Source organism: Megasphaera sp., assembly GCF_047831605.1.
GTDB classification, from domain to species: domain Bacteria; phylum Bacillota; class Negativicutes; order Veillonellales; family Megasphaeraceae; genus Megasphaera; species Megasphaera intestinihominis.
The window spans coordinates 1,868,252-1,889,038 of the sequence record NZ_CP181255.1; the positions used below are offsets into that span (position 1 = coordinate 1,868,252).

The following is a 20,787-nucleotide window of genomic DNA, read 5'->3' on the forward strand; positions in this document are numbered from 1 at the left end:
AATAATAACAAACTAATCAATATATATTAAAAGGAGTTGTTATTATGGCATCAAAAGAAATGTACGCCTTGGGCTCCCAGGCTTCGGTCATCCGTGACCTCTTCGCTTATGGACAGGAACAAGCGGCTATCGTCGGTAAGGAAAATGTCTTCGATTTCAGCATCGGCAATCCGACCGTCCCGGCCCCGGCCTGTGTCAAAGAAGCCATTGAAGACATCTTGGAAACGCGGGAATCCGTGGCCATCCACGGCTATACGGCAGCTTCCGGTGATGCGTCTGTCCGCCAGGGCCTGGCCGATTACATGAACCAGACTTATGACGCCCGGGTACGGGCCGATAATTTCTACATGACCTGCGGGGCTGCAGCTTCGCTGACCATCAGCCTCAAAGCCCTCGTCGAAGGCCCGGATGACGAAATCATCCTCATTGCGCCGTTCTTCCCGGAATATACGGTCTTTGTCCACAATGCCAATGCCAAAGCCGTCGTCCTGCCGCCGGATACGGAACACTTCCAGATTTCTCTGGACGCCCTGGAAAAGGCCATTACACCGCATACACGGGCAATCATCATCAATTCGCCGAATAACCCGTCTGGCGTCGTCTACTCGGCTGATACCTATGAAAAATTGGCGGCCCTGCTGACGCGGAAGTCCCAGGAAATCGGCCATCCTATCTATATCATTTCAGATGAACCGTACCGGGAAATCATTTACGATGGCCTTCCCATCCTCTATGTCCCGAAATTCTACAAAGACACGATCATCTGCTATTCGTACAGTAAATCCCTGAGCCTGCCGGGCGAACGTATCGGCTATGTCCTGGTTCCGGACTGCGCTGCCGATGCCCAGGAAGTCTATACAGCTGTCTGCGGTGCCGGCCGTTCCATGGGCTTTGTCTGCGCACCTCATCTTTTCCAGGACGTCGTCCTCAAATGCCTGGGCCAGACTGGCGACATGAACATTTACGACGAAAACCGCAAGCTCTTATATAATGGTTTAAGAGAAATGGGCTACGACTGCGTCTATCCGAGCGGCGCTTTCTACCTCTTCGTCAAATCGCCTGAAGCCGATGCCAAGGCTTTCTCCGACAAGGCCAAGAAGCTGAATCTGCTCATCGTACCGGCCGACAGCTTTGGCTGCCCTGGCTATGTCCGCGTATCGTACTGCGTCGATCCGGATATGATTAAACGGTCCTTTGCTGCCTTTAAGAAACTGATGGAACAGTATAAGTAAAAAGATGTAAGAAATTGGAAAAATTTCCTTGACACGTCCTGTATCTGTGGTATACTAAACGAGTCGTTAGGAAATGGGCCTATAGCTCAGCTGGTTAGAGCGCACGCCTGATAAGCGTGAGGTCGGTGGTTCAAGTCCACCTAGGCCCACCAATTTTTCACTTGACAATTTCCTGCGGTATGTTATACTAAGCAAGTCCCATGACATGGGCCTATAGCTCAGCTGGTTAGAGCGCACGCCTGATAAGCGTGAGGTCGGTGGTTCGAGTCCACCTAGGCCCACCACACAGACCATCGTTTGGATTATTCCGGAACGATGGTTTTTTTTTTCAACAGAAGGAGGGAAGACCATGACGGAAAGTGAAAGGCAGCTCCAGGAAATGGCCCTGTCTATCCAGGCGGCCCGGCAGCAGGCCGGGTGCAGGGCGGCCGTCACGGCACCACCGACAGCGGCCGATACGATTCCCAATCTCGGCGGTGAAGCTCGGGCAGGAGACTGCCTGGTCAGCATGCTGGCCAGCGGCAGCAAGGGCAATGCCGCTTATATCCGTTGTGGCAAGACGAATATCCTCATCGATGCCGGCATCAGCTGCCGCCGCATCGAACAGGGATTGAAGCGCTACGGCTGCGCTTTAGGCGACCTCGATGCCGTCTTCATCACCCATGAACATTCGGACCACGTCAACGGCCTGGCGACGCTCCTCAAGCGGACGGACATGCCCGTCTATACGACAGCCGAGACCTGGCAGGCCATAGGCCGGAAAGTGGAAGGCTTCCAGGACCGCTTCGTCCGCCTGACACGCCGCGTCGGCCTGAAGGATATCCAGGTCATTCCCTTTGCCATATCCCACGATGCCGTGCGGCCCGTCGGCTATACGGTCTGCCACGGCGAATCGAAGATCACCCTGGCGACAGATTTAGGCTGTGTCAGCCCTGACGTCGCGGCGGCAGCGGCTTATGCGGACATCCTCATTTTAGAAGCCAATCACGACGAAGGCATGGTCCGCAACGGGCCCTATCCCTATCCGCTCCAGCAGCGCATCCTCAGCCGCTGGGGCCATCTGTCCAACAAGACGGCAGCCGCTTTCCTGGCCGGTCTGCCGACGAAGGGCGTCATGCGGGTCCTCCTGGCACACCGCAGCGAAAAGAATAACACGCCGGCCCTGGCGCTGCACACGATGCGCACTATCCTGTCTCAGGCCGGACGGGTCATCGGCCAGGATATTTTATTGCGGTTGGCCTGCCAGAAGGGCAGCGTCCGCTTCCAGGAAAGGAGTCATGAATTATGATGCAACGCAAACATGTCATTACGGCGGCAGCCGCCGTCGTCCTCATCGCCGTCGGCGTCTTCGGCGGTTTCAAGATCCACGATGCCTTTTTTACGCCGAGCGGTACCTATAACGGGACGGTGAACCAGCTCCAGGAACCGTCGAAATCGGATTCCATTTCCGATGCCCGCAATACGGCCGTCGTCCAGGCTGCCAAGAAAGTCAGCCCGGCTGTCGTCGGCATTACGACGAAAGTCTATAACCGCGATATGTTCAACCGCAAAGTCCTGGTCGGTGAAGGCGTCGGCTCTGGCGTCATCTTCGACAAGGCCGGCTATATCGTCACTAATAACCACGTCGTCGGCACGGCCAAGACGGTCATCGTTTCTTTGGCCGATGGCCAGAGTACCGAAGGGACTGTCGTCGGCCGCGATGAAAAGACGGACCTGGCCGTCGTCAAGATCAAGATGGACAATCTGCCCGTCGCTGAATTTGGCGACAGCGATTCCCTCCAGGTCGGCGAACCGGCCATTGCTATCGGCAACCCCCTGGGCCTGGAATTCCAGGGCACAGTCACAGTCGGCGTCATCAGCTCCCTCAATCGGACCATCGGGGCTGAAGGCCAGAGCATGAAGCTCATCCAGACCGACGCAGCCATCAATCCGGGCAATTCTGGCGGCGCCCTCGTCGACGCCGACGGCAAGGTCATCGGCATCAACAGCGCCAAGATTTCCAAGGAAGGCGTCGAAGGCCTGGGCTTTGCCATTCCTATCAACGCAGCCCGTCCGATTTTGCAGGACCTCATCAAGAACGGCAAAGTCGTCCGCCCGTACCTCGGCTTATACGGCCTGGACCAGCAGATGGCAGCCCGTTTCGGCATGAAGCTGAACGTAGCCGGCATCTACGTCTATAAAGTCGCTGCCGGCGGTCCTCTCGACCAGGCAGGCCTCCGCCATGGCGACGTCATCCTGAAACTCGACGGCACGGATGTCAAAGACTTCAGCGCTCTCCAGAGCGTCATGGATAAACACAACGTCGGCGATTCGGTCAGCCTCGACTACACGCGCAACGGCTCGGACCACGAAGTCACCGTCGTCCTCCAGGAAAGCCCGCAGAATGATTCGTCCGACCAGGAAGACGGGACCAACTGATGAAGTACCACGTCATTACCATCGGCAAGATCAAGGAGAAATACCTCACGGCCGGCATCGATGAGTTCTTGAAGCGCCTGCGCCCGTACGGCCAGGTCGAGCTCACCGTCCTGCCCGAAGAGAAGATGCCCGACAACCCGTCGCCGGCCCAGAAGACCCAGGTCCTCGACAGGGAAGGGGAGAAGATGCTGCGCCACGTCCGCCAGGGCTCGCACCTCTTCGCTCTGGACGTGCAGGGCAAGCTCGTGTCGTCTGAAGACCTGGCGGCGTCCTTTGCCAAACTGGCCCTGTACGGCTGCAGCGAAATCTCCTTCATCATCGGCGGCCCTTTCGGCCTGAGCGACCTCGTCCGCCGCAGAGCCGACAGCTGTATCTCCTTTGGCCGCATCACCCTGACCCATCAGATGATACGCCTCCTCTTATTAGAACAAATCTACCGCGCCATCAAAATCGACCGGCACGAACCCTATCATTTGTAAGGGGCTGGCAGCTAGCAGTTAGCCGTTAGCAGCTTGGGCGTCTGGTTTTTACGAACCGCTAACAATGAATAACTTAAACAGGGACTACGCACGAAGACTTATGTCATCATGCGTGGTCCCTGTTGTTTTATAGTTCGTAGGGGTCGCCGCGTGGGCGACCCGTTGGATTTGGATGATTATTCTAGCAAACTGGGCGGTAAATCGTATATATTTCTAGAGCGGGCTCGCCACGTGCGAGCCCCTACAGCTTAAAAAAGGCTTGCCGCACATGCGACAAGCCTTTTTCATTCTGGTGGACCATCAGGGGATCGAACCCTGGACACCCTGATTAAGAGTCAGGTGCTCTGCCAGCTGAGCTAATGGTCCATATTTTGTTGTCCTTCGTACTCGCTGTTTCCTGAGCACATGTAATATAATACACTAAACCTCAGAGAAATGCAAGCGTTTTTTTAAGAAAATTTACAGAATCTTGAATTTCCCCCGATTCTTGATTTTGGCGACACGGCGAATGTATAATGAAAGAAATGATATTTTACAAAAACTACTCGTTTGTTGATAGATTGAAAGTGAGCGATGTGTATGATTACTTATAATGGCAATGGCGGCATGGACACTGTCGCTGTCGGCCTGAATGAACGGGGGTCGACGCTGCGCCAGCTGCCCGAAGGGGATGTCCAGCTCATCCGGGCCTATGCCGGACAGCACCCGGAGATTTTGCAGCATACGTCCCTTCACGTCTTCCACTGCCTGTCTGACGGCCGGGCCAGGACCTATTTCCTCATCGGCTTGGAAGGGAAGCCCATCCGCTATTCGACGTATGAAGATTTCCGCATGGCCCGGCGCCTCATGGCCGCAGCCATGAAAGAAGGCGTCAGCGAACTGGCTGTCATGGCCGATACCCTGGATATGGACCTGGGGTCCCTCATCGATGGCCTGCTCTACCGTAATTACGAATTCAATCACTATAAACGCCAGGCCAAGAGCCGGACTATCGGGAATATCAATATCCTGACCCACAGCCTGCGCCCGAAGGAATTCAATTCCATGTGCTACATGTATACATCCATCTATGAAGGCATCTACGCGGCGCGGGACCTGGTCAACATGCCGTCCAATGATTTGACGCCGCGCAAGTTTGCCGATATCGTCGGGGCCATGCTCAAAGGCGACAACATCCTCATAGAGAATCTCAATAAATGGGCCCTGGAAAAACGCCATATGGGCGGCATCGTCGCCGTCGGCAAGGGCAGCATGAACCCGCCCCAGCTCCTGTCCATTGCCTACCAGGGCGACCCTAACAGCCGGGAAGTCCTGGGCATCGTCGGCAAGGGCGTCACTTATGACAGCGGCGGCCTGTCCCTCAAGAGCCATGCCAATCTGGAATTCATGAAGGACGACATGGCCGGTGCCGCAGCGGCTGTCGGCGTCATGCGGGCTTTGATGCTGCTCAAATATCCCGTCAACGTCCTGGCCGTCCTCCCGCTGGTCGAAAATATTCCCTCCGGCATGGCTTATCACGTCGACGACATCCTGACCATGTACAACGGCAAGACGGTCGAAGTCAAGAACACCGATGCCGAAGGGCGGCTCATCCTGGCCGATGCCCTGACGTATGCTCAGGAAAAGGGGGCGACGCGTCTCATCGACCTGGCGACTTTGACCGGTGCCTGCGTGACGGCCCTGGGGACCGTGCGGACGGGCATGATCGGCAACGATCAGGAATGGATGAACCGTTTCTTCAGCGCTGCGACGGAAGTTCACGAAAAGATATGGCAGCTGCCGGCTGATGAAGAATATGAAAAGCTCCTGGAAAGCGACGTCGCCGATTTGAAGAACGTCGGCGGCTCCGAAGCGGGAGCCATCACGGCAGGCCTCTTCCTCAAGCAGTTCGTCCACGACGGCACACCGTGGATCCACTTGGACATCGCCGGCCCGGCCTTCAATGAAAAGGCCGACGAAACGGGCCTCATCGGGGCGACCGGCGTCGGCATCAAATCCATTCTTCACTTATTGCAGGGAGGCGTGGCGCCCCATGATCGTTGATTTACATATGCATACGACTTGTTCAGACGGCGTATATACACCGGAACAACTAACACAGATGGCCGTCGACGCCGGGCTCAGCGTCATGGCTATTTCCGACCACGATACGGTAGCGGCTTATGACGGCAGCCATCGTTTCGCCGCAGGCGTCCGCGTCATCCCGGCTATTGAAATCAGCTCGGAATGTGACGGCGAAGATGTGCACATCCTGGGCTACGGCATCGACACGGCTGACGCCGGCTTGCAGGCTTACTGCGCACAATTCAAGGAACGGCGCTTCAACAGGGCCCTGGAAATCGTCGACCGCTGCCGCAGCTTAGGCTATGACATCAATCGCAGCGGCATCGAAGCGACACTGCGCCAGGGCGGGACTGTCGGCCGGCCCCACATTGCCCGCCTGCTCGTGGCCAAGGGCTATTTCCCCGACGTCAAGACGGTCTTCGATAAACTGCTCTACCGCGGCGGTCCGGCTTACGTCCCTTATCACCGCCGCAGCATCGACGACTGCGTGGCCCTCATCCGCCAGGCCGGCGGTACGGCCATCCTGGCCCATCCGGGCCTGCTCAAGCGGACGCTGGACCAGGTCCTGGCCCATGACTTTGACGGCGTCGAAGTCTATCATCCCAAGAACCGCGGCCGCTATAAAGAATTCTTGAAACTGGCTGAGGACCGCCATGGGTACGTCAGCGGCGGCTCAGATTTCCACGGCACGACAGGCCGTTTCCCCGAAAAGGTCGGCGTCTTTACCGTCGATGCCAAGGCGGTAAAAGCTCTGCTCGACCATGTAGAAGGGAACCTAAAGAAAAGCAGGTGAGATTATGGAGGTTTTCGGTTTTATCGGCGCCAGCGGCACGGGCAAGAGCCATCACGCCCTGGTCGTCGCCTATGACCACGATATCCAGGCCATCATCGACGACGGCCTGCTCATCGACCACAACCGCATCGTCGCCGGCCGGTCGGCCAAAGAAGAGACGAACCGCCTGAAAGCCGTGCGCCGAGCTATCTTCAACAAGCCCGAAGACGCAGCGGCCATGCGGGCGGCGCTGGAGAAGATACATCCCGATAAATTGCTCATCCTGGGCACGTCGAAGCACATGATACACCGCATCTGTGAGTCCCTGCACCTGCCGGAAGCGTCGCAGTTCATCCGCATCGAAGATGTGTCGTGCCCGTCGGAAATCGCCAAGGCCCGGGCCATCCGCATCAAAGAGGGCAAGCACATCATCCCCGTGCCGACGATGGAACTGAAGCCCCATTTCCAGGGCTATCTCCTGGACCCGATCCGTTCCTTCTTCTATGGCCGCAACGGCAAGAAGATATCGCCTTTTGAACGGTCCGTCGTCCGGCCCGTCTTCAGTTATTACGGGAAACTGACCTTTTCCAACGACGTCTTGGAAGCCCTGGTGCGCCATGCCCTGGCCAAGAACGACGGCGTCACCAAGATCAACCGCCTGCGGGTGGCCATCAATTACAACTCGACGCGCAATGGCCTGGCCATCATCCTGTCCCTGACCATCGCCTATGGCCAGAACATCAAGAAGCTCATGAGCCGTATCCGCCGGGACATCCAGCAGGAAGTGGAATACACGACGGGCATGTCCGTCGAGATCCTCAAAATCACGGTCCGCAGCATTTCCCAGCCTGAAGACTAGGCGTCGCCGTTTTCTTCGGTCAGGACCATCATGAGCGGCGTAATCAGGCCCCGCAGGGCGTCGACATTTTCCGCCGAGAAGCCCTTGTACTGAGGAGAATGGCTCAGGCCGTCGAAGAAATCATGCATACAGCCGATGAGCTGGGAATTATTGAGCAAGTAAATGGGCTTGGTCTGGGGCAATATGTGGTGCGTGTTCTTTTTGAAGAAAGCTGACGTGTGATTGCCGTAAAAAGCGAGATTAGAAAAATTCGTATAACTGCTTTCTCCCGATGCCGGGAGGAGAATCCCGTAAGTAATGGCCGGGTTCTGCTTCATCTTTTCGACGATGAGGTTGAGCTGGGCCTTTCTTTCGTCTGGCGTCATCTGGTAGTTCATGTCGGTCAGGTAGAAGCAGCCCGTTTCCAGGTAGCGGATGATGGAATTCTTGGGCATGATGATTTTCATGCGCCCCTGTTCGATGATGCGGTACCAGATGTACTGGATGCGCCGGACCCATTCTTTGGTGGCATTGGGATATTTTCCTTCGTCGATGAGTTGGCACAGCGACGTATAGACTTCGTCGGGGAGGAGGAATTCCAGGCCGTTGGTCAGGAAGAAGAGGTAGTTGTTGGATGTAAAGAAGATGTCGCGGTAGCCGAATTTTTCCATGCCCAGGGACTGGCGGGGCTCCATGAGGACGGGCTGGACCATCATGTAGGCGCAGCACTTCTTATAGATTTCCCGGACCTGGGCCGGGTCGGTGATGGTCAGGCACATGTCGATGTAGTCGTCGCCGTCGACGTAGTAGAGGTAGGCAAAGGCGTCTTTGAGGACGATGATGTTGCGGTACGATTCGTGGTCGATTTCGTGCATGGTGAAATTATAGGTCAATAAGTGGTCCAGACACTGATAGAGGCTGCTGGCGGCCTGGGGCATATGATCGGCAAAGACGTCCATCTTCAGGCCTAAGTGGACGTCGCAGGACCAGCGGTCGTTGTGACATTCTTCCAGGAGCTGCCAGATGCCGTTCTGGTCGAGGACGTGGAACTGGCCGGTCATGACCAGCATTCCCTGGGACTGGAGGCCTTCCAGGTATTGGTGGAGCAGCTGGCACAGGGCCGTGTGGCAGTCAGCGCGGCCGGCGTAGAAATGGATGGCCTGGTCGCGGCTTTCACTTTTCCCCTTCCTGGTCTGGGCCTGGCGGTAGGCACGGCTTAGCAGGTCGTAGAGATGGAAGGCCAGATCCTGGCCGTCGTCGGCAAAGGAGAAGATGCGCTTCAGGTCCCCTTCCTGGTGCTGTTTCTGGGCCGTGTTGGCAAAGAAGCGGGCCATGTCCTCGTGGATGCGGTCGGCATGGCGTGAAGCCGGCAGGCGGGCGCCGTTGACCCATTTGCTGATGTAGGACATGTCGTAGTCGATGGCCTGGGATAAGGTCGTATATTTCGTCTCTGTATATTGCAGCAGCTGCTTGAGGACTTCTGCATAAGGATTCATGAACAGGACTCCCTTGATGATAGATTTGAATACGTGTATATTCCTTATATTCATTATATAGCCTGGCCAGGACACCTTCAAGGAAAGGCCTTGTCATATTTGTCATCTTTGAGGCAAGTTTTTCATCTTTTGTCACGGCTTTGTGCGTATTTTTCAAGGGCAAAAGGGGCTATACTAAAGCCAGAAGATGAGAAGAAAAAGAGCTCATCGAAGACAAGTAAGGAATCTATAAGGAGGAAGTCATCATGGCAAAACTGATTACAGCAGAAAATGCAGCATCGCTTATTAAAGATCGTTCGACTATCGCCGTTTGTGGTTTTGCACAGTGTGCATTGCCGGAAGAAGTATTGCAGGCCCTGGAAGACCGCTTTACCAAGACCGGATATCCGCAGCAGCTGACACTGGTCCATACGGCCGGCATCGGTGACGGTGTGAGCAAGGGTGCCAGCCATTTCGCCCACGAAGGCATGCTGAAACGGGTTATTGCCGGTCATTACAACCTGGCTCCCAAACTGGGGAAACTGGTCATGGACAATAAGGTCGAAGGCTACAACCTGCCGCAGGGCACGATGGCCCAGTGGTTCCGCAGCATTGCCGGCCGCAAACCGGGCCTGTTTACCCGTGTCGGCCTCAATACCTTCGTCGACCCCCGCATCGAAGGCGGGAAATTGAACAGCATCACTAAGGAAGACCTGGTAGAAGTCAAGGAACTGGACGGCGAAGAATATCTCTGGTACAAACCGTTCCCCATCGACGTCGCTATCGTCCACGGGACCTGCGCCGACTTGAATGGCAACGTATCGACGGATAATGAAGAAGTCCGCATGGAACTCCTGCCCATGGCCCTGGCAGCCAAAGCCAGTGGCGGCATGGTCATCGTCCAGGTCGAAACGCTGGCCGAAAACCGGACGATTCCGCCGAAACACGTCGTCCTGCCGGGCATCGACGTCGACTACATCGTCTTGTCCAAGGTCCGTCAGGTCCAGAACCCGGCTTATACCGGTGAAATGCGTATGCCTTTGTCCCAGATTCCGCCGATGGAACTCAATGCCCGCAAGGTTATCGCCCGTCGGGCTGCGATGGAACTCGTTCCCAACGCCGTCGTCAACCTGGGCATCGGGATTCCTGAAGGTGTTTCCAGCGTAGCTAACGAAGAAGGTATCGGCGACCAGCTGACCCTGACCGTCGAAGCCGGGCCTATCGGCGGCGTACCGGCCAGCGGCGCGGACTTTGGCGGTTCGGCCAACGCCGATGCCATCGTCGACCATCCGTATCAGTTCGACTTTTACGATGGCGGTGGCTTGGATATGGCTTTCCTGGGCATGGCAGAATGTAACGCCAAAGGCGACGTCAACGTCAGCAAGTTCAAAGACCGCATCGCCGGCTGCGGCGGCTTCATCAACATCACCCAGAATACGCATAAAGTCGTCTTCTGCGGCACCTTTACGGCCAAGGGCCTGCGCGAAGAAATCCGGGACGGCAAACTGGTCATCACCCATGAAGGGGCTGTCCAGAAATTCATCGATAAGGTCGGCCAGATTACCTTCAGTGCTGAATATGCCCATAAACACAACCAGCAGGTCATGTTCATCACCGAACGCTGTGTCTTCGTCCTCACCGATAAGGGCTTAGTCCTCACGGAAATCGCACCGGGCGTGGATCTGCAAAAGGACATCCTCGACCAGATGGAATTCGTACCGCACATCGCCGAAAATCTGAAGACCATGGACGAACGCCTCTTCCGCGATGAACCCATAGGCCTGGCCCAGGACATCTTTGAACAACAGGCGGGTTAGTGGATAGTGGCACTGTAGGGGGCGCACGTGGGCGCCCCGTTCGGAATTTGGATGTTTCTCCCAGTAAACCGAATGGGAAATGGAAATCACATCATCCTGGAGCGGACGCCCCACGTGGCGCCCCTACAGAAAAAGGGACCGTCCGAAGGGCGGTCCTTTTTCTTGACATCTCCCGTCTGCGGACGGTATAATAAATCTGAAACATGTGACTGACGGAAGTGGAGTTACCACGGGGAGCATGATTCGTACGAGCCGACCGTCTGGGCGAAACGTTCCAGAAGTGTCGGTATTTTTTATTTTTGCTTAACTATTCAGGAGGAATCACCATGAAAGAACTGCAATTAAAATACGGCTGCAATCCCAACCAGTCGTCGGCCCGGGTTTATATGAAAGATGGCAGCGACCTGCCCTTTACGGTCCTCAACGGCCGTCCCGGTTATATTAATTTGCTCGACGCCTTCAACAGCTATCAGCTGGTCAAAGAATTGAAAGAAGCGACAGGCCTTCCGGCAGCGGCTTCCTTCAAGCACGTCAGCCCGGCTGGGGCCGCCGTCGCTACGGACATGAGTGATACCCTGAAAAAGATATACTGGGTCGACGATTTGAAATTGTCCCCCCTGGCTTCGGCCTATGCCTGCGCCCGCGGTGCTGACCGCATGAGCTCGTACGGCGATTTCGTCGCTCTGTCTGACGTCTGCGATGTCGAAACGGCAACGCTCCTCAAGCGGGAAGTCTCGGACGGCGTCATCGCTCCGGGCTACAGCGACGAAGCCTTGGCTATTTTGAAGACCAAGAAGAAGGGGAATTACTGCGTCCTCCAGATAAACCCGGACTACAAGCCGCGCCTTGTCGAATCGAAGGAAGTCTATGGCGTCACTTTTGAACAGGAACGCAATGAAGCCAAGATTACGACGGACCTCTTCAAAAATGTCCCGACGAAGAACAAGAATATCCCGGCAGCAGCTCAGCGCGATTTGATGATCGCCCTCATCACTTTGAAATATACCCAGTCCAATTCGGTCTGCTACGTCAAAGACGGCATGACCATCGGCGTCGGCGCTGGCCAGCAGTCCCGCGTCCACTGCACGCGCCTGGCTGGCAACAAGGCCGATATCTGGTGGCTCCGCCAGAACCCGAAAGTCCTGAACCTGCCTTTCCGCGACGATGTCCGCCGTCCGAACCGCGACAACGCTATCGACGTCTACATCTCCGATGACTACGAAGACGTCCTGGCCGACGGCATCTGGCAGGACTTGTTCACGGAAAAACCGGAACCGCTCACACGGGAAGAAAAGAAAGCCTGGATCGCCCAGCTCCACGGCGTAGCCCTGGGCAGCGATGCCTTCTTCCCCTTTGGCGACAACATTGAACGGGCCCATCGCAGCGGCGTCGACTACATCGCCCAGGCCGGCGGCTCCATCCGCGACGACAATGTCATCGAAACGTGCGATAAATACAACATCGCCATGGCCATGACCGGCCTGCGCCTGTTCCATCATTAAGGCTTCCCCTGGGAAGAAGAAGGACCGCTCGCGGGGTTCCTATGCTCTATAGTTTGTAGGGGCCACGTGGGAGACCTGTTAGGAATTTGGATGATTCTTCTAGCAAACGGGTCGGGAAATCGTACCTATCCCAGAGCGGGCGCCCCACGTGGCGCCCCTACAAGAAAAGGCGCTGTCGCACGAAGGGTTATGCCATCTGCTAACTGCTAACCCCTAACTGCTTAAAAGGAGCTGTCGCGATGCGACAGCTCCTTTTTTCCACGAAACAAGAGGTGATACCATGAAAACCTGTACATCTGTCTGTCCGTATGACTGCCCCGATGCCTGCGGGCTCGTCGTGACGGTCGACGGCGGCCGCGTCGTATCCGTTGCCGGCGACAAGTCCCATCCCTTTACGCGCGGGACGTTGTGCCCGAAGATGGCCCATTATGAGCGGACCGTCCATTCGCCGCGCCGCCTGACGACGCCGCTGAAGCGGATTGGCCCCAAGGGAAGCGGCCAGTTCGCGCCCATTTCCTGGGACCAGGCCCTGGCAGAAATAGCCGGGACCTGGAAGGGCATCATCGCCGAAGCCGGTGCCGAAGCCATCCTGCCCTATTCTTATGCCGGTACCATGGGCATCGTCCAGCACGACGCCCTGCACGGCCTGTTCTATCGTTTGGGTGCTTCGGAACTGGACCGGACCATCTGCGCTCCGGCCAAAGGGCGGGGCTTCAAGGACGTCATGGGCAATACCATGCCGACGGCGCCGCAGGCAGCCCAGGACAGCGACTGCATCTTCCTCTGGAGCATCCATATGCTGGCCACGAATATCCACTTCCACCACGACGTCGAAGCGGCCCGGGCCAAAGGGGCCGTCGTCTGGTGTATCGATGCCTATCGCAACAAGACGGCCGACCTGGCCGACCACTTCATCGCCGTCCGCCCCGGTACGGATGGAGCCCTGGCCCTGGGCATGATGCATGTCCTCGACCGTGACGGCCTGGCTGACGAAGCCTTCCTGGACCGGAACGTCCTCGGCTGGGAGGACTTGAAAAAGAACGTCCTGTCCAAGTATACGCCGGAAAAAACGCAGGGCATCACCTGCGTGCCGGCCGACGTCATCGTCGAATTGGCCCACGCCTACGGCCGGGCCCGGGCGCCGTTCATCCGCCTCGGCAGCGGCCAGTCCCGCTATCGCAACGGCGCCATGACGACGCGCCTCATCACCTGCCTGCCGGCTGTCGTCGGCGCCTGGGGGAAGCAGGGAGCCGGCCTCTTGACTTCGGCGTCGGCGTCGAAAGCCTATGATAAAGAAATCGTCACCCATTCCGATTGGAAACAGCCTGGCAAGCGCGTCGTCAACATGTGCTGCCTGGGCCAGGCACTGACGGGTGACGACCGCATCCGCAGCCTCTTCGTCTATTCGTCCAATCCGGCCTGCACGGCGCCGGACCAGAACCAGGTCCTGAAGGGCCTCTGTCGGGACGATTTATTTACCGTCGTCCACGAACGCTTTATGACCGATACGGCCCGCTATGCCGATATCGTCCTGCCGGCGACGACGTCGCTGGAACCCGACGACGCCTATTATTCCTATGGCAACTACACGATCCAGTGCGGCTATGCGGCCATCCCGCCTGTCGGCCAGAGCCGCTCCAACTGGCGCGTCGCCTGTGACCTGGCCCATGCTATGGGTATAGACGATGATTTCTACGATTGCTCAGAACGGGACCTCGTCGAAGCCCTGGCTGCGTCGACGACGAAATGGCCCCTGCCTGTGGATCAGCAGCGCCTTAGTCAGGGCCTGCCGACGCCGCTGCCCATGCCGGACGATTACCAGACGCGATTTGCCACGCCGTCGGGGAAAATCGAGATATACAACGCGGCCCTGACGCCGGCCCTGCCGGACTATCTGCCCCTTGCAGAAGACGACGGCACGCTGGCTTTCGTCAATGGGCCGGACATGCGCATCCTCGATTCGTCCTTCAATGAACGGGACGAACTGACGGCCAGCCATACAATGGACCTCTTCGTCCATCCCGACGATGCGGCCCGCTATGGCCTGCAGGACGGCCAGACCGTGACCTTGGCCAATGAACGGGGCCAGGCCGATTTCACCGTCGTCATCTCTAAACGGACTGTGCCGGGCCAGGTCGTCAGCGAAGGCGTCTGGTGGCGGGAACGGGTCAAAGGGCAGGGAGCCTCAGTCAACGTCCTCACGTCCCAGCGCCTGACCGACGAAGGCGCCGGCAGCACCTTCTACGACGTCCGCGTATCCATCGTACCGTAATAGTTGGTAGTTTGCAGTTTGTAGTTTTTAGCAGACGGGACTAAATTTAAAGCCATCCACGAGGCACGGCCTGCGACCTGCGACCTGCGGCCCGCCCTTTGGGCGGCCCCTACGAACCCCTGACAAGTAAAAATACTTGACAGATAGGCTGCTTTCCGTTATAATACCAAAGTACGCTGTTTGAAAGGCGGTGAAGCCATGCTTGAAGATGTAGTCCGCAAGGGACGGCTCCTCGATTTGTACGGGCCTTTGCTTACGGAGAAACAACGGCGCTGCATGGAAATGTATTTCGATATGGACCTGTCCCTGAGCGAAATCGGGGAGGAACTGCACATTTCCCGCCAAGGTGCCTATGATATGCTCAAGCGCGCTTCCCATTCGCTGGAAAATTACGAACAGCGCCTTCATCTGCTGGCCCGCTACGATGCGGTCCGGGATAAGATCGATGAAGTAGAGCGGCTTCTCGACCGGGAAGAACCGCAAACCCTTGAAAGCGCGAAACAGCTTTTGCATGAAATAGAGTTATAGAAGGAGGCCCCTTATGCCATTTGAAAGTCTGTCCGAACGATTCCAGGCGGCATTTAAAAAACTCCGCGGCAAAGGGAAGCTTTCTGAAGAGGATGTCAGCGAAGCGCTGAAAGAGATGCGCCGCGCCCTTCTGGAAGCGGACGTCAACTTTGCCGTCACCAAAGATTTCATCAAGAAAGTCAAAGAAAAGGCCGTCGGCGAAGAAGTCTTCGGCAGCCTCAATGCGTCACAGACGGTCATCAAGATCGTCCGCGATGAACTGACGGAACTCCTCGGCGGGACACAGAGCCGGATCACCATTTCTCCCAAGCCACCGACCATCATCATGCTCGTCGGCCTCCAGGGGGCTGGTAAGACGACGACAGCCGCCAAACTGGCCAAGAAGCTGAAGTCCCAGGGCAAGAGCCCGCTCATGGTCGCAGCCGACGTCTACCGTCCGGCGGCTATCACGCAGCTGCAGGTCCTCGGCCAGGAACTGGACATGCCTGTCTATACCGAAGAGGGCAGCAAGGACCCTGTCGCCATTGCTCAGCACGCTATTCCCTATGCGACCAGCCATTTACGCGATGTCGTCATCATCGATACGGCCGGCCGTTTACATATCAATGAAACCCTCATGGACGAACTCATCAACATCAAGAATGAAGTTCATCCCCATGAAATCCTGCTCGTCGTCGACGCCATGACCGGTCAGGATGCCGTTACGGCTGCATCGGCCTTCGATAAAGCCCTCGGCATCGACGGTATCATCATGACCAAGCTCGATGGCGATGCCCGCGGCGGTGCCGCCTTGTCCATCAAGGCCGTCACGGGCAAACCGATTAAGTTCATCGGCGTCAGCGAAAAGCTCGACGGCTTGGAAGAATTCCATCCGAACCGCTACGCATCGCGTATCCTCGACTTAGGCGACGTCGAAACGATCATCGAAAAAGCCCAGGCGGCTTTCGATGAAGAATCGATGGAAAACATGAAGAAGACCATGAAAAGTGGTACCTTCACCTTCGATGACTTCCTGTCCCAGCTCCATATGATCAAGAAGATGGGCAATATGGGCAGTCTCCTGAGCCTCATCCCAGGCATCGGGAAATATAAGAAAGAACTCGACAAGGTCGACATGGACGGCAAAGAATTCAAACGAATCGAAGCCATCATCACATCCATGACGGCCCAGGAACGGTCGAGTGCCAATCCGAAAATGCTCATCAAGGACAGCCGCAAGCGCCGTATCGCCAAGGGCAGCGGCACGCGCGTCCAGGATGTCAACCGTCTCATCAAGCAGTTCGCAGAAATGCAGAAGATGATGAAGCAGGCCAAGAAAGCACAGAAGAATAAACGACGGGGTTTCATGCCGCGTCTGCCTTTTTAAATGGATTTCCCTTTTTTGTGGAAATAAGATACTATATCAAGGAGGTGATTTTCAATGATTAAAATTCGTTTGGCTCGTTTAGGTGCTAAAAAGAAACCGATCTACCGCGTCGTCGTCGCTGATTCCCGCGATGCTCGTAACAACGGTCGCCCGGTTGCTACGTTGGGCATGTACGATCCGTCCAAAGACATGGACAATCGTCTGACCGTCGATGCTGAAGCAGCTGTAGCATGGCTCGGCAAAGGCGCACAGCCGACAGATACGATCCGTTCTATCTTCAAAAAAGCTGGCATCATGGCTCAGTTTGAAGCATCCAAAAAGTAAGTGAGGCTGGATACTATGGAAGAATTGATTGCATGTATCGCCCGGTCCCTCGTCAAGAACCCGGATGCGGTTACAGTTACCAAGATTCAAAAAAAAGGCCTCGAAGTCTATCAGCTTCATGTCGCACCCGAAGATATGGGTAAAGTCATTGGCAAACAGGGTAAAATTGCGAAAGCATTGCGCCTTGTTGTCAAGGCTGCGGCAGTGAAGGCTAACAAGAAAGTATCAGTGGATATCGTATAGGAGGAACCATGGATCAGATTACATTGCGCGTTCCTGTCGCTGTCAAAGCAAAGGTTACGCAGGCCCTCAAGGATCGTATCCTCAAAGGTGCTGACCAGGCCCTGAGTGACATCGATCGGGAAATGCAGAACCTGGAATTCCAGGCCAAACGCATGATGACCGAACAAGCTAAAATCGATGCACAAGGGTTGATTTCCTTGCGTGCTAAAGTAGAAGAACAGAAACAGCGTCTCGCCGCAGCTAAGGCTAAGGCACAGCACGACAGAGAAGAAGCTGAACAGTTGACAATCGGTTCCGAAATCAGACAAGGCACGCTTGAACAGACTGTCGTTGTCAATGTCGGCGATGATTTAGAAAAATTGATGGGAACGGAAATCCTGCTTGAAGACGGCAAGATCGTTTCTATCCGCCAATAGAATACGATGGCTGAATTAGATCTTTTCACAATCGGTCAAATCGTTGCCCCGCACGGCGTGCGGGGTGATGTTCGTATTTATCCCGATACGGATTTTCCGAAACGATTCCTGAAAATGAAATACGGCTACATTGACGGCAAGAAATATGAAGTAGAATCCGCACGTCTTCATAAGCGGGTCGTCCTCATGAAATTTGTCGGCGTCGATGATCGCAATGCGGCGGAACTGTTGGTCAAAAAAGACCTGCAAGTGCCGCGCGAAGATTTAGTGCCCCTGCAGAAAGGCCAGCACTACATCTACGACATCCTCGGCTCGGCCGTATACGACCTTCAGGGCCATGAACTGGGAAAACTTACAGACGTACTGCGCACGGGCAGCAACGACGTCTATGTCGTCACTGCCGATGACGGCAAGGAAACACTCCTGGCCGCCATTCCCGATGTCATCAAGTCCATTGATGAAAGTGCCAAGAAGATCGTCGTCGATCCGCCGGAGTGGGTGGACGAATGAGAATCGACATTATCTCACTCTTTCCGGAGCTCATCGAAACGTTCTTCCAACACAGCATCATCGGGCGGGCACGGGCAGCCGGCCTGTTGGATCTGGATGTGACCAATCCCCGTAATTTCACGTACGACCGTCATCACATGGTCGATGATACCATCTATGGCGGCGGCTGCGGCATGCTCATGAAGGCAGCGCCCCTCTATGCCGCTGTCGAAGCCGTGCGGCGTCAGGTGCCGCGGCGGCGCATCATCTTCATGGGGCCCGCAGGGCAGACCTTTACGCAGGCCAAGGCACGCGAGCTGGCGACATACGACCAGCTTATTTTATTATGCGGCCATTACGAAGGCGTCGATTACCGCGTCGAACAGGATTTGGCCGATGAGACCATTTCCGTCGGCGACTACGTCCTCACTGGCGGTGAACTGCCGGCTATGACCGTTACCGATGCCGTAGCCCGCATGATTCCCGGAGTCCTCGGCGCAGCTGCCGGGGCCGCTGACGATTCTTTCTATTCGTCGCTCCTGGAATATCCGCAGTATACCAAGCCTGCCGTCTTTCGCGGCATGGCCGTACCGGAGGTCCTGCGGAACGGTGACCACGCCAAGATCGATGCCTGGCGCCGGGAAGCGTCGCTGGCGCGGACCTTGGAATTACGGCCGGACCTTTTGCAGCATTGCGATTTGTCGCCAGCTGACCAAAAGATACTGGCTAAACTGAAAGGGGCGAAGAAATGATGAAATCCCCTTTGTATGTCGGATTGGTTCATTATCCCATATATGATAAGAACTTCAACGTCATTGCCACGGCTATTACCAACTACGATCTGCATGACATTTCGCGGTCGGCCAAGACTTATGGCGTCAAGAAATATTTCATCATCCACCATATTCCGGGGCAGCTCGATATGGTGCATAAAATCATGGATTTCTGGGAAAGCCCGGTGGGCCGCAACTATAACGGCTACCGCACCCAGGCTTTCGATATCGTAGACATCCGCCCGTCCATCGAAGCGGCTGTCGAAGCCGTCACCGCCGCAGAAGGGAAGCGCCCTTACGTCGTCACGACGGACGCGCGGACCTATGCCAACACCATTTCCTATAAGGAGTTGCGGCAGAAGCGGGAAGAAGACGATACGCCGATCCTCCTGCTCTTTGGCACGGGCTACGGGATGACGAAAGAAACGATGGAAAAATTTGATTTCATCCTGGAACCGATTTACGGGGCCGGGGAATATAATCACTTATCTGTCCGTTCGGCAGCAGCTATCATCTTAGATCGCCTGGCCGGCGAAGATTGGTGGAAATAAAGGGAGGCATTTGAATGTCTGGACATTCTAAATGGGCGAATATTAAACGTAAAAAAGGGAAAAACGACGCAATCCGCGGTAAGATCACGACCAAAATCGGCCGTGAAATCACGATTGCTGTCCGCATGGGCGGTCCGGACCCGGTCGGCAACATGCGTCTGAAGCTGGCCCTTCAGAAAGCAAAGGAAAACAATATCCCGAAAGATAACATCAAACGGGCTATCCAGAAAGGCGCTGGCGCTACAGAAGGCCAGAACTACGAAGAAATCGTATACGAAGGCTACGGCCCGGCAGGCGTTGCCGTTACGGTCAACGTCCTCACGGATAACCGCAACCGCGCAGCCGCTGCTGTCCGCCACGAATTCTCCAAATCCGGCGGCAACCTCGGCGCTACGGGCTGTGTCAGCTGGATGTTCCACAACACGGGCATCTTCGTCGTCAACCGCGACCAGGCCGATGAAGACCAGATCATGGAAGTCGCCCTCGATGCCGGTGCTGATGACGTAAAAGTTTCCGACGAAGACTACGAAATCATCACCACGCCGGAAGCCTTCGACGCTGTCGAAAAAGCCCTGGCTGACAACAACATCGAAACGGAACACGCATCGATCACCATGGTTCCGGAAAACACGATCAAACTCACGGGAGAAGACGCTGAAAAAATGGAACGCTTCGTAGACGCCCTCGACGAACTCGACGACGTCCAGGACGTATACCACAACGCAGAACTTCCGGAAGAGGAAGAATAAGAGTGGTTAGTGGCTAGTGAACCATTCACTACAAACTGCAAGCTGCAAACCTAAAAAGGCGCTGTCGCAAAGACAGCGCTTTTTTACTAGCCATGAACCACGAGCCACTAAATCCCCAAACCGTTGTAATAACAACCGATTGTCCTATTTATCCATGGTATACTACGTTCAGAAGTTGAGAGAACCTCACTTAGAGATAAGATATAATTCATCCACTTACTTAGGAGGTAGGTACTATGTTGAAATCTGTTTTGAATAAATTCGCAATGAATGAAAAAGTTACGTCCGATATGATTATGGGCGATATCATCCGTCTTCATCCGGAAGTCGTCGATACCCTTATTTCTCAGGGGATGCACTGCCTGGGCTGCCCGTCGTCGCAGCAGGAAAGCCTGGCCAATGCCTGCTTTGTCCACGGCCTGGACCCGGAAATCGTTACTAAAGCCGTCAACGTTGCCATTGAAGCGAACAAACAGTAA

Annotated in this window: 21 protein-coding genes, 3 tRNA genes and 1 riboswitch; of the genes, 22 read left to right on the forward strand and 2 right to left on the reverse strand. The window is 55.7% G+C overall.

Features of this window, described 5'->3' with window-relative positions:
- The first annotated feature begins 44 nt into the window (after positions 1 to 44).
- The 6 genes from ACFWUB_RS08945 (at position 45) to rlmH (ending at position 4,129) form a co-directional block, all read left to right on the forward strand.
- Positions 45 to 1,232: a pyridoxal phosphate-dependent aminotransferase gene (locus ACFWUB_RS08945; RefSeq protein WP_302681244.1), complete on the forward strand. Its 1,188-nt coding sequence runs from the start codon at positions 45 to 47 to the stop codon at positions 1,230 to 1,232.
- A 75-nt stretch (positions 1,233 to 1,307) separates the two neighbouring features.
- Positions 1,308 to 1,384, forward strand: a tRNA-Ile gene (locus tag ACFWUB_RS08950).
- Positions 1,385 to 1,439: 55 nt separating this feature from the next.
- A tRNA-Ile gene (locus tag ACFWUB_RS08955) sits at positions 1,440 to 1,516 on the forward strand.
- 65 nt (positions 1,517 to 1,581) lie between these two features.
- Positions 1,582 to 2,520 carry an MBL fold metallo-hydrolase gene (locus tag ACFWUB_RS08960; RefSeq protein ID WP_302681245.1) on the forward strand — a complete coding sequence of 313 codons (939 nt, stop codon included), beginning with the start codon at positions 1,582 to 1,584 and terminating at the stop codon, positions 2,518 to 2,520.
- Positions 2,517 to 3,650, forward strand: a complete 1,134-nt coding sequence (locus ACFWUB_RS08965; protein ID WP_292262646.1) for a S1C family serine protease — start codon at positions 2,517 to 2,519, stop codon at positions 3,648 to 3,650. Before ACFWUB_RS08960 ends, ACFWUB_RS08965 begins: the two co-directional genes overlap by 4 nt.
- Complete coding sequence (gene rlmH, locus ACFWUB_RS08970; protein WP_020310409.1) at positions 3,650 to 4,129, forward strand: 23S rRNA (pseudouridine(1915)-N(3))-methyltransferase RlmH; 480 nt, start codon at positions 3,650 to 3,652, stop codon at positions 4,127 to 4,129. The genes ACFWUB_RS08965 and rlmH overlap by 1 nt, the downstream gene beginning before the upstream one ends.
- A gap of 290 nt (positions 4,130 to 4,419) precedes the next feature.
- On the opposite strand, the gene ACFWUB_RS08975 is transcribed toward rlmH, so the two are convergent.
- Positions 4,420 to 4,495 (reverse strand) — tRNA-Lys (locus ACFWUB_RS08975).
- Between the two features lie 213 nt (positions 4,496 to 4,708).
- On the opposite strand from ACFWUB_RS08975, the gene ACFWUB_RS08980 reads away from it, so the two are divergent.
- Genes ACFWUB_RS08980 through ACFWUB_RS08990 form a run of 3 tightly spaced genes read left to right on the forward strand, consistent with a single transcriptional unit; the run spans position 4,709 to position 7,824 of the window.
- Positions 4,709 to 6,172 carry a leucyl aminopeptidase gene (locus ACFWUB_RS08980; RefSeq protein ID WP_416183841.1) on the forward strand — a complete coding sequence of 488 codons (1,464 nt, stop codon included), beginning with the start codon at positions 4,709 to 4,711 and terminating at the stop codon, positions 6,170 to 6,172.
- Positions 6,162 to 6,986: a PHP domain-containing protein gene (locus tag ACFWUB_RS08985; protein ID WP_020310411.1), complete on the forward strand. Its 825-nt coding sequence runs from the start codon at positions 6,162 to 6,164 to the stop codon at positions 6,984 to 6,986. The genes ACFWUB_RS08980 and ACFWUB_RS08985 overlap by 11 nt, the downstream gene beginning before the upstream one ends.
- Before the next feature lie 4 nt (positions 6,987 to 6,990).
- The gene (locus tag ACFWUB_RS08990; protein ID WP_020310412.1) at positions 6,991 to 7,824 is read left to right on the forward strand and encodes an Asp23/Gls24 family envelope stress response protein; all 834 of its coding nucleotides are present in this window, start codon (positions 6,991 to 6,993) and stop codon (positions 7,822 to 7,824) included.
- Here the strand turns inward: ACFWUB_RS08990 and ACFWUB_RS08995 are convergent.
- Positions 7,821 to 9,299, reverse strand: a complete 1,479-nt coding sequence (locus ACFWUB_RS08995; protein WP_020310413.1) for a hypothetical protein — start codon at positions 9,297 to 9,299, stop codon at positions 7,821 to 7,823. The two genes, ACFWUB_RS08990 and ACFWUB_RS08995, sit on opposite strands and share 4 nt — an antisense overlap.
- Positions 9,300 to 9,544: 245 nt before the next feature.
- On the opposite strand from ACFWUB_RS08995, the gene ACFWUB_RS09000 reads away from it, so the two are divergent.
- The 13 genes from ACFWUB_RS09000 to ACFWUB_RS09060 all read left to right on the forward strand — a co-directional run bounded on the left by ACFWUB_RS09000 (position 9,545) and on the right by ACFWUB_RS09060 (position 20,787).
- A complete protein-coding gene (locus ACFWUB_RS09000) occupies positions 9,545 to 11,095 on the forward strand; it encodes an acyl CoA:acetate/3-ketoacid CoA transferase (protein WP_301876682.1) in 1,551 nt (516 codons plus the stop codon).
- 195 nt (positions 11,096 to 11,290) lie between these two features.
- Positions 11,291 to 11,368: riboswitch (ZMP/ZTP riboswitch) on the forward strand.
- 53 nt (positions 11,369 to 11,421) lie between these two features.
- Positions 11,422 to 12,597 carry a phosphoribosylaminoimidazolecarboxamide formyltransferase gene (locus ACFWUB_RS09005; protein ID WP_292108345.1) on the forward strand — a complete coding sequence of 392 codons (1,176 nt, stop codon included), beginning with the start codon at positions 11,422 to 11,424 and terminating at the stop codon, positions 12,595 to 12,597.
- 280 nt (positions 12,598 to 12,877) lie between these two features.
- Positions 12,878 to 14,869 (forward strand): molybdopterin-containing oxidoreductase family protein, encoded by a 1,992-nt coding sequence (locus ACFWUB_RS09010; RefSeq protein WP_416183842.1) that lies wholly within the window; start codon positions 12,878 to 12,880, stop codon positions 14,867 to 14,869.
- A 198-nt stretch (positions 14,870 to 15,067) separates the two neighbouring features.
- A complete protein-coding gene (ylxM, locus tag ACFWUB_RS09015) occupies positions 15,068 to 15,397 on the forward strand; it encodes a YlxM family DNA-binding protein (RefSeq protein ID WP_298678281.1) in 330 nt (109 codons plus the stop codon).
- Positions 15,398 to 15,410: 13 nt separating this feature from the next.
- Positions 15,411 to 16,763, forward strand: coding sequence for a signal recognition particle protein (ffh, locus tag ACFWUB_RS09020; RefSeq protein WP_072983238.1), 1,353 nt, complete (start codon positions 15,411 to 15,413; stop codon positions 16,761 to 16,763).
- Between the two features lie 54 nt (positions 16,764 to 16,817).
- Positions 16,818 to 17,087, forward strand: coding sequence for a 30S ribosomal protein S16 (gene rpsP, locus ACFWUB_RS09025; protein ID WP_020310421.1), 270 nt, complete (start codon positions 16,818 to 16,820; stop codon positions 17,085 to 17,087).
- Positions 17,088 to 17,102: 15 nt separating this feature from the next.
- Positions 17,103 to 17,330 carry a KH domain-containing protein gene (locus tag ACFWUB_RS09030; protein WP_014015998.1) on the forward strand — a complete coding sequence of 76 codons (228 nt, stop codon included), beginning with the start codon at positions 17,103 to 17,105 and terminating at the stop codon, positions 17,328 to 17,330.
- An 8-nt stretch (positions 17,331 to 17,338) separates the two neighbouring features.
- A complete protein-coding gene (locus tag ACFWUB_RS09035) occupies positions 17,339 to 17,746 on the forward strand; it encodes a YlqD family protein (RefSeq protein ID WP_020310423.1) in 408 nt (135 codons plus the stop codon).
- A gap of 6 nt (positions 17,747 to 17,752) precedes the next feature.
- The gene (gene rimM, locus ACFWUB_RS09040; protein WP_020310424.1) at positions 17,753 to 18,256 is read left to right on the forward strand and encodes a ribosome maturation factor RimM; all 504 of its coding nucleotides are present in this window, start codon (positions 17,753 to 17,755) and stop codon (positions 18,254 to 18,256) included.
- Positions 18,253 to 18,987 carry a tRNA (guanosine(37)-N1)-methyltransferase TrmD gene (gene trmD / locus ACFWUB_RS09045; protein ID WP_020310425.1) on the forward strand — a complete coding sequence of 245 codons (735 nt, stop codon included), beginning with the start codon at positions 18,253 to 18,255 and terminating at the stop codon, positions 18,985 to 18,987. Before rimM ends, trmD begins: the two co-directional genes overlap by 4 nt.
- Positions 18,987 to 19,559 (forward strand): RNA methyltransferase, encoded by a 573-nt coding sequence (locus ACFWUB_RS09050; RefSeq protein WP_020310426.1) that lies wholly within the window; start codon positions 18,987 to 18,989, stop codon positions 19,557 to 19,559. Before trmD ends, ACFWUB_RS09050 begins: the two co-directional genes overlap by 1 nt.
- Positions 19,560 to 19,573: 14 nt before the next feature.
- Positions 19,574 to 20,308, forward strand: coding sequence for a YebC/PmpR family DNA-binding transcriptional regulator (locus ACFWUB_RS09055; RefSeq protein ID WP_014016003.1), 735 nt, complete (start codon positions 19,574 to 19,576; stop codon positions 20,306 to 20,308).
- Positions 20,309 to 20,544: 236 nt separating this feature from the next.
- On the forward strand, positions 20,545 to 20,787 hold the full coding sequence (locus ACFWUB_RS09060; RefSeq protein ID WP_020310427.1) for a DUF1858 domain-containing protein: 243 nt from the start codon (positions 20,545 to 20,547) through the stop codon (positions 20,785 to 20,787).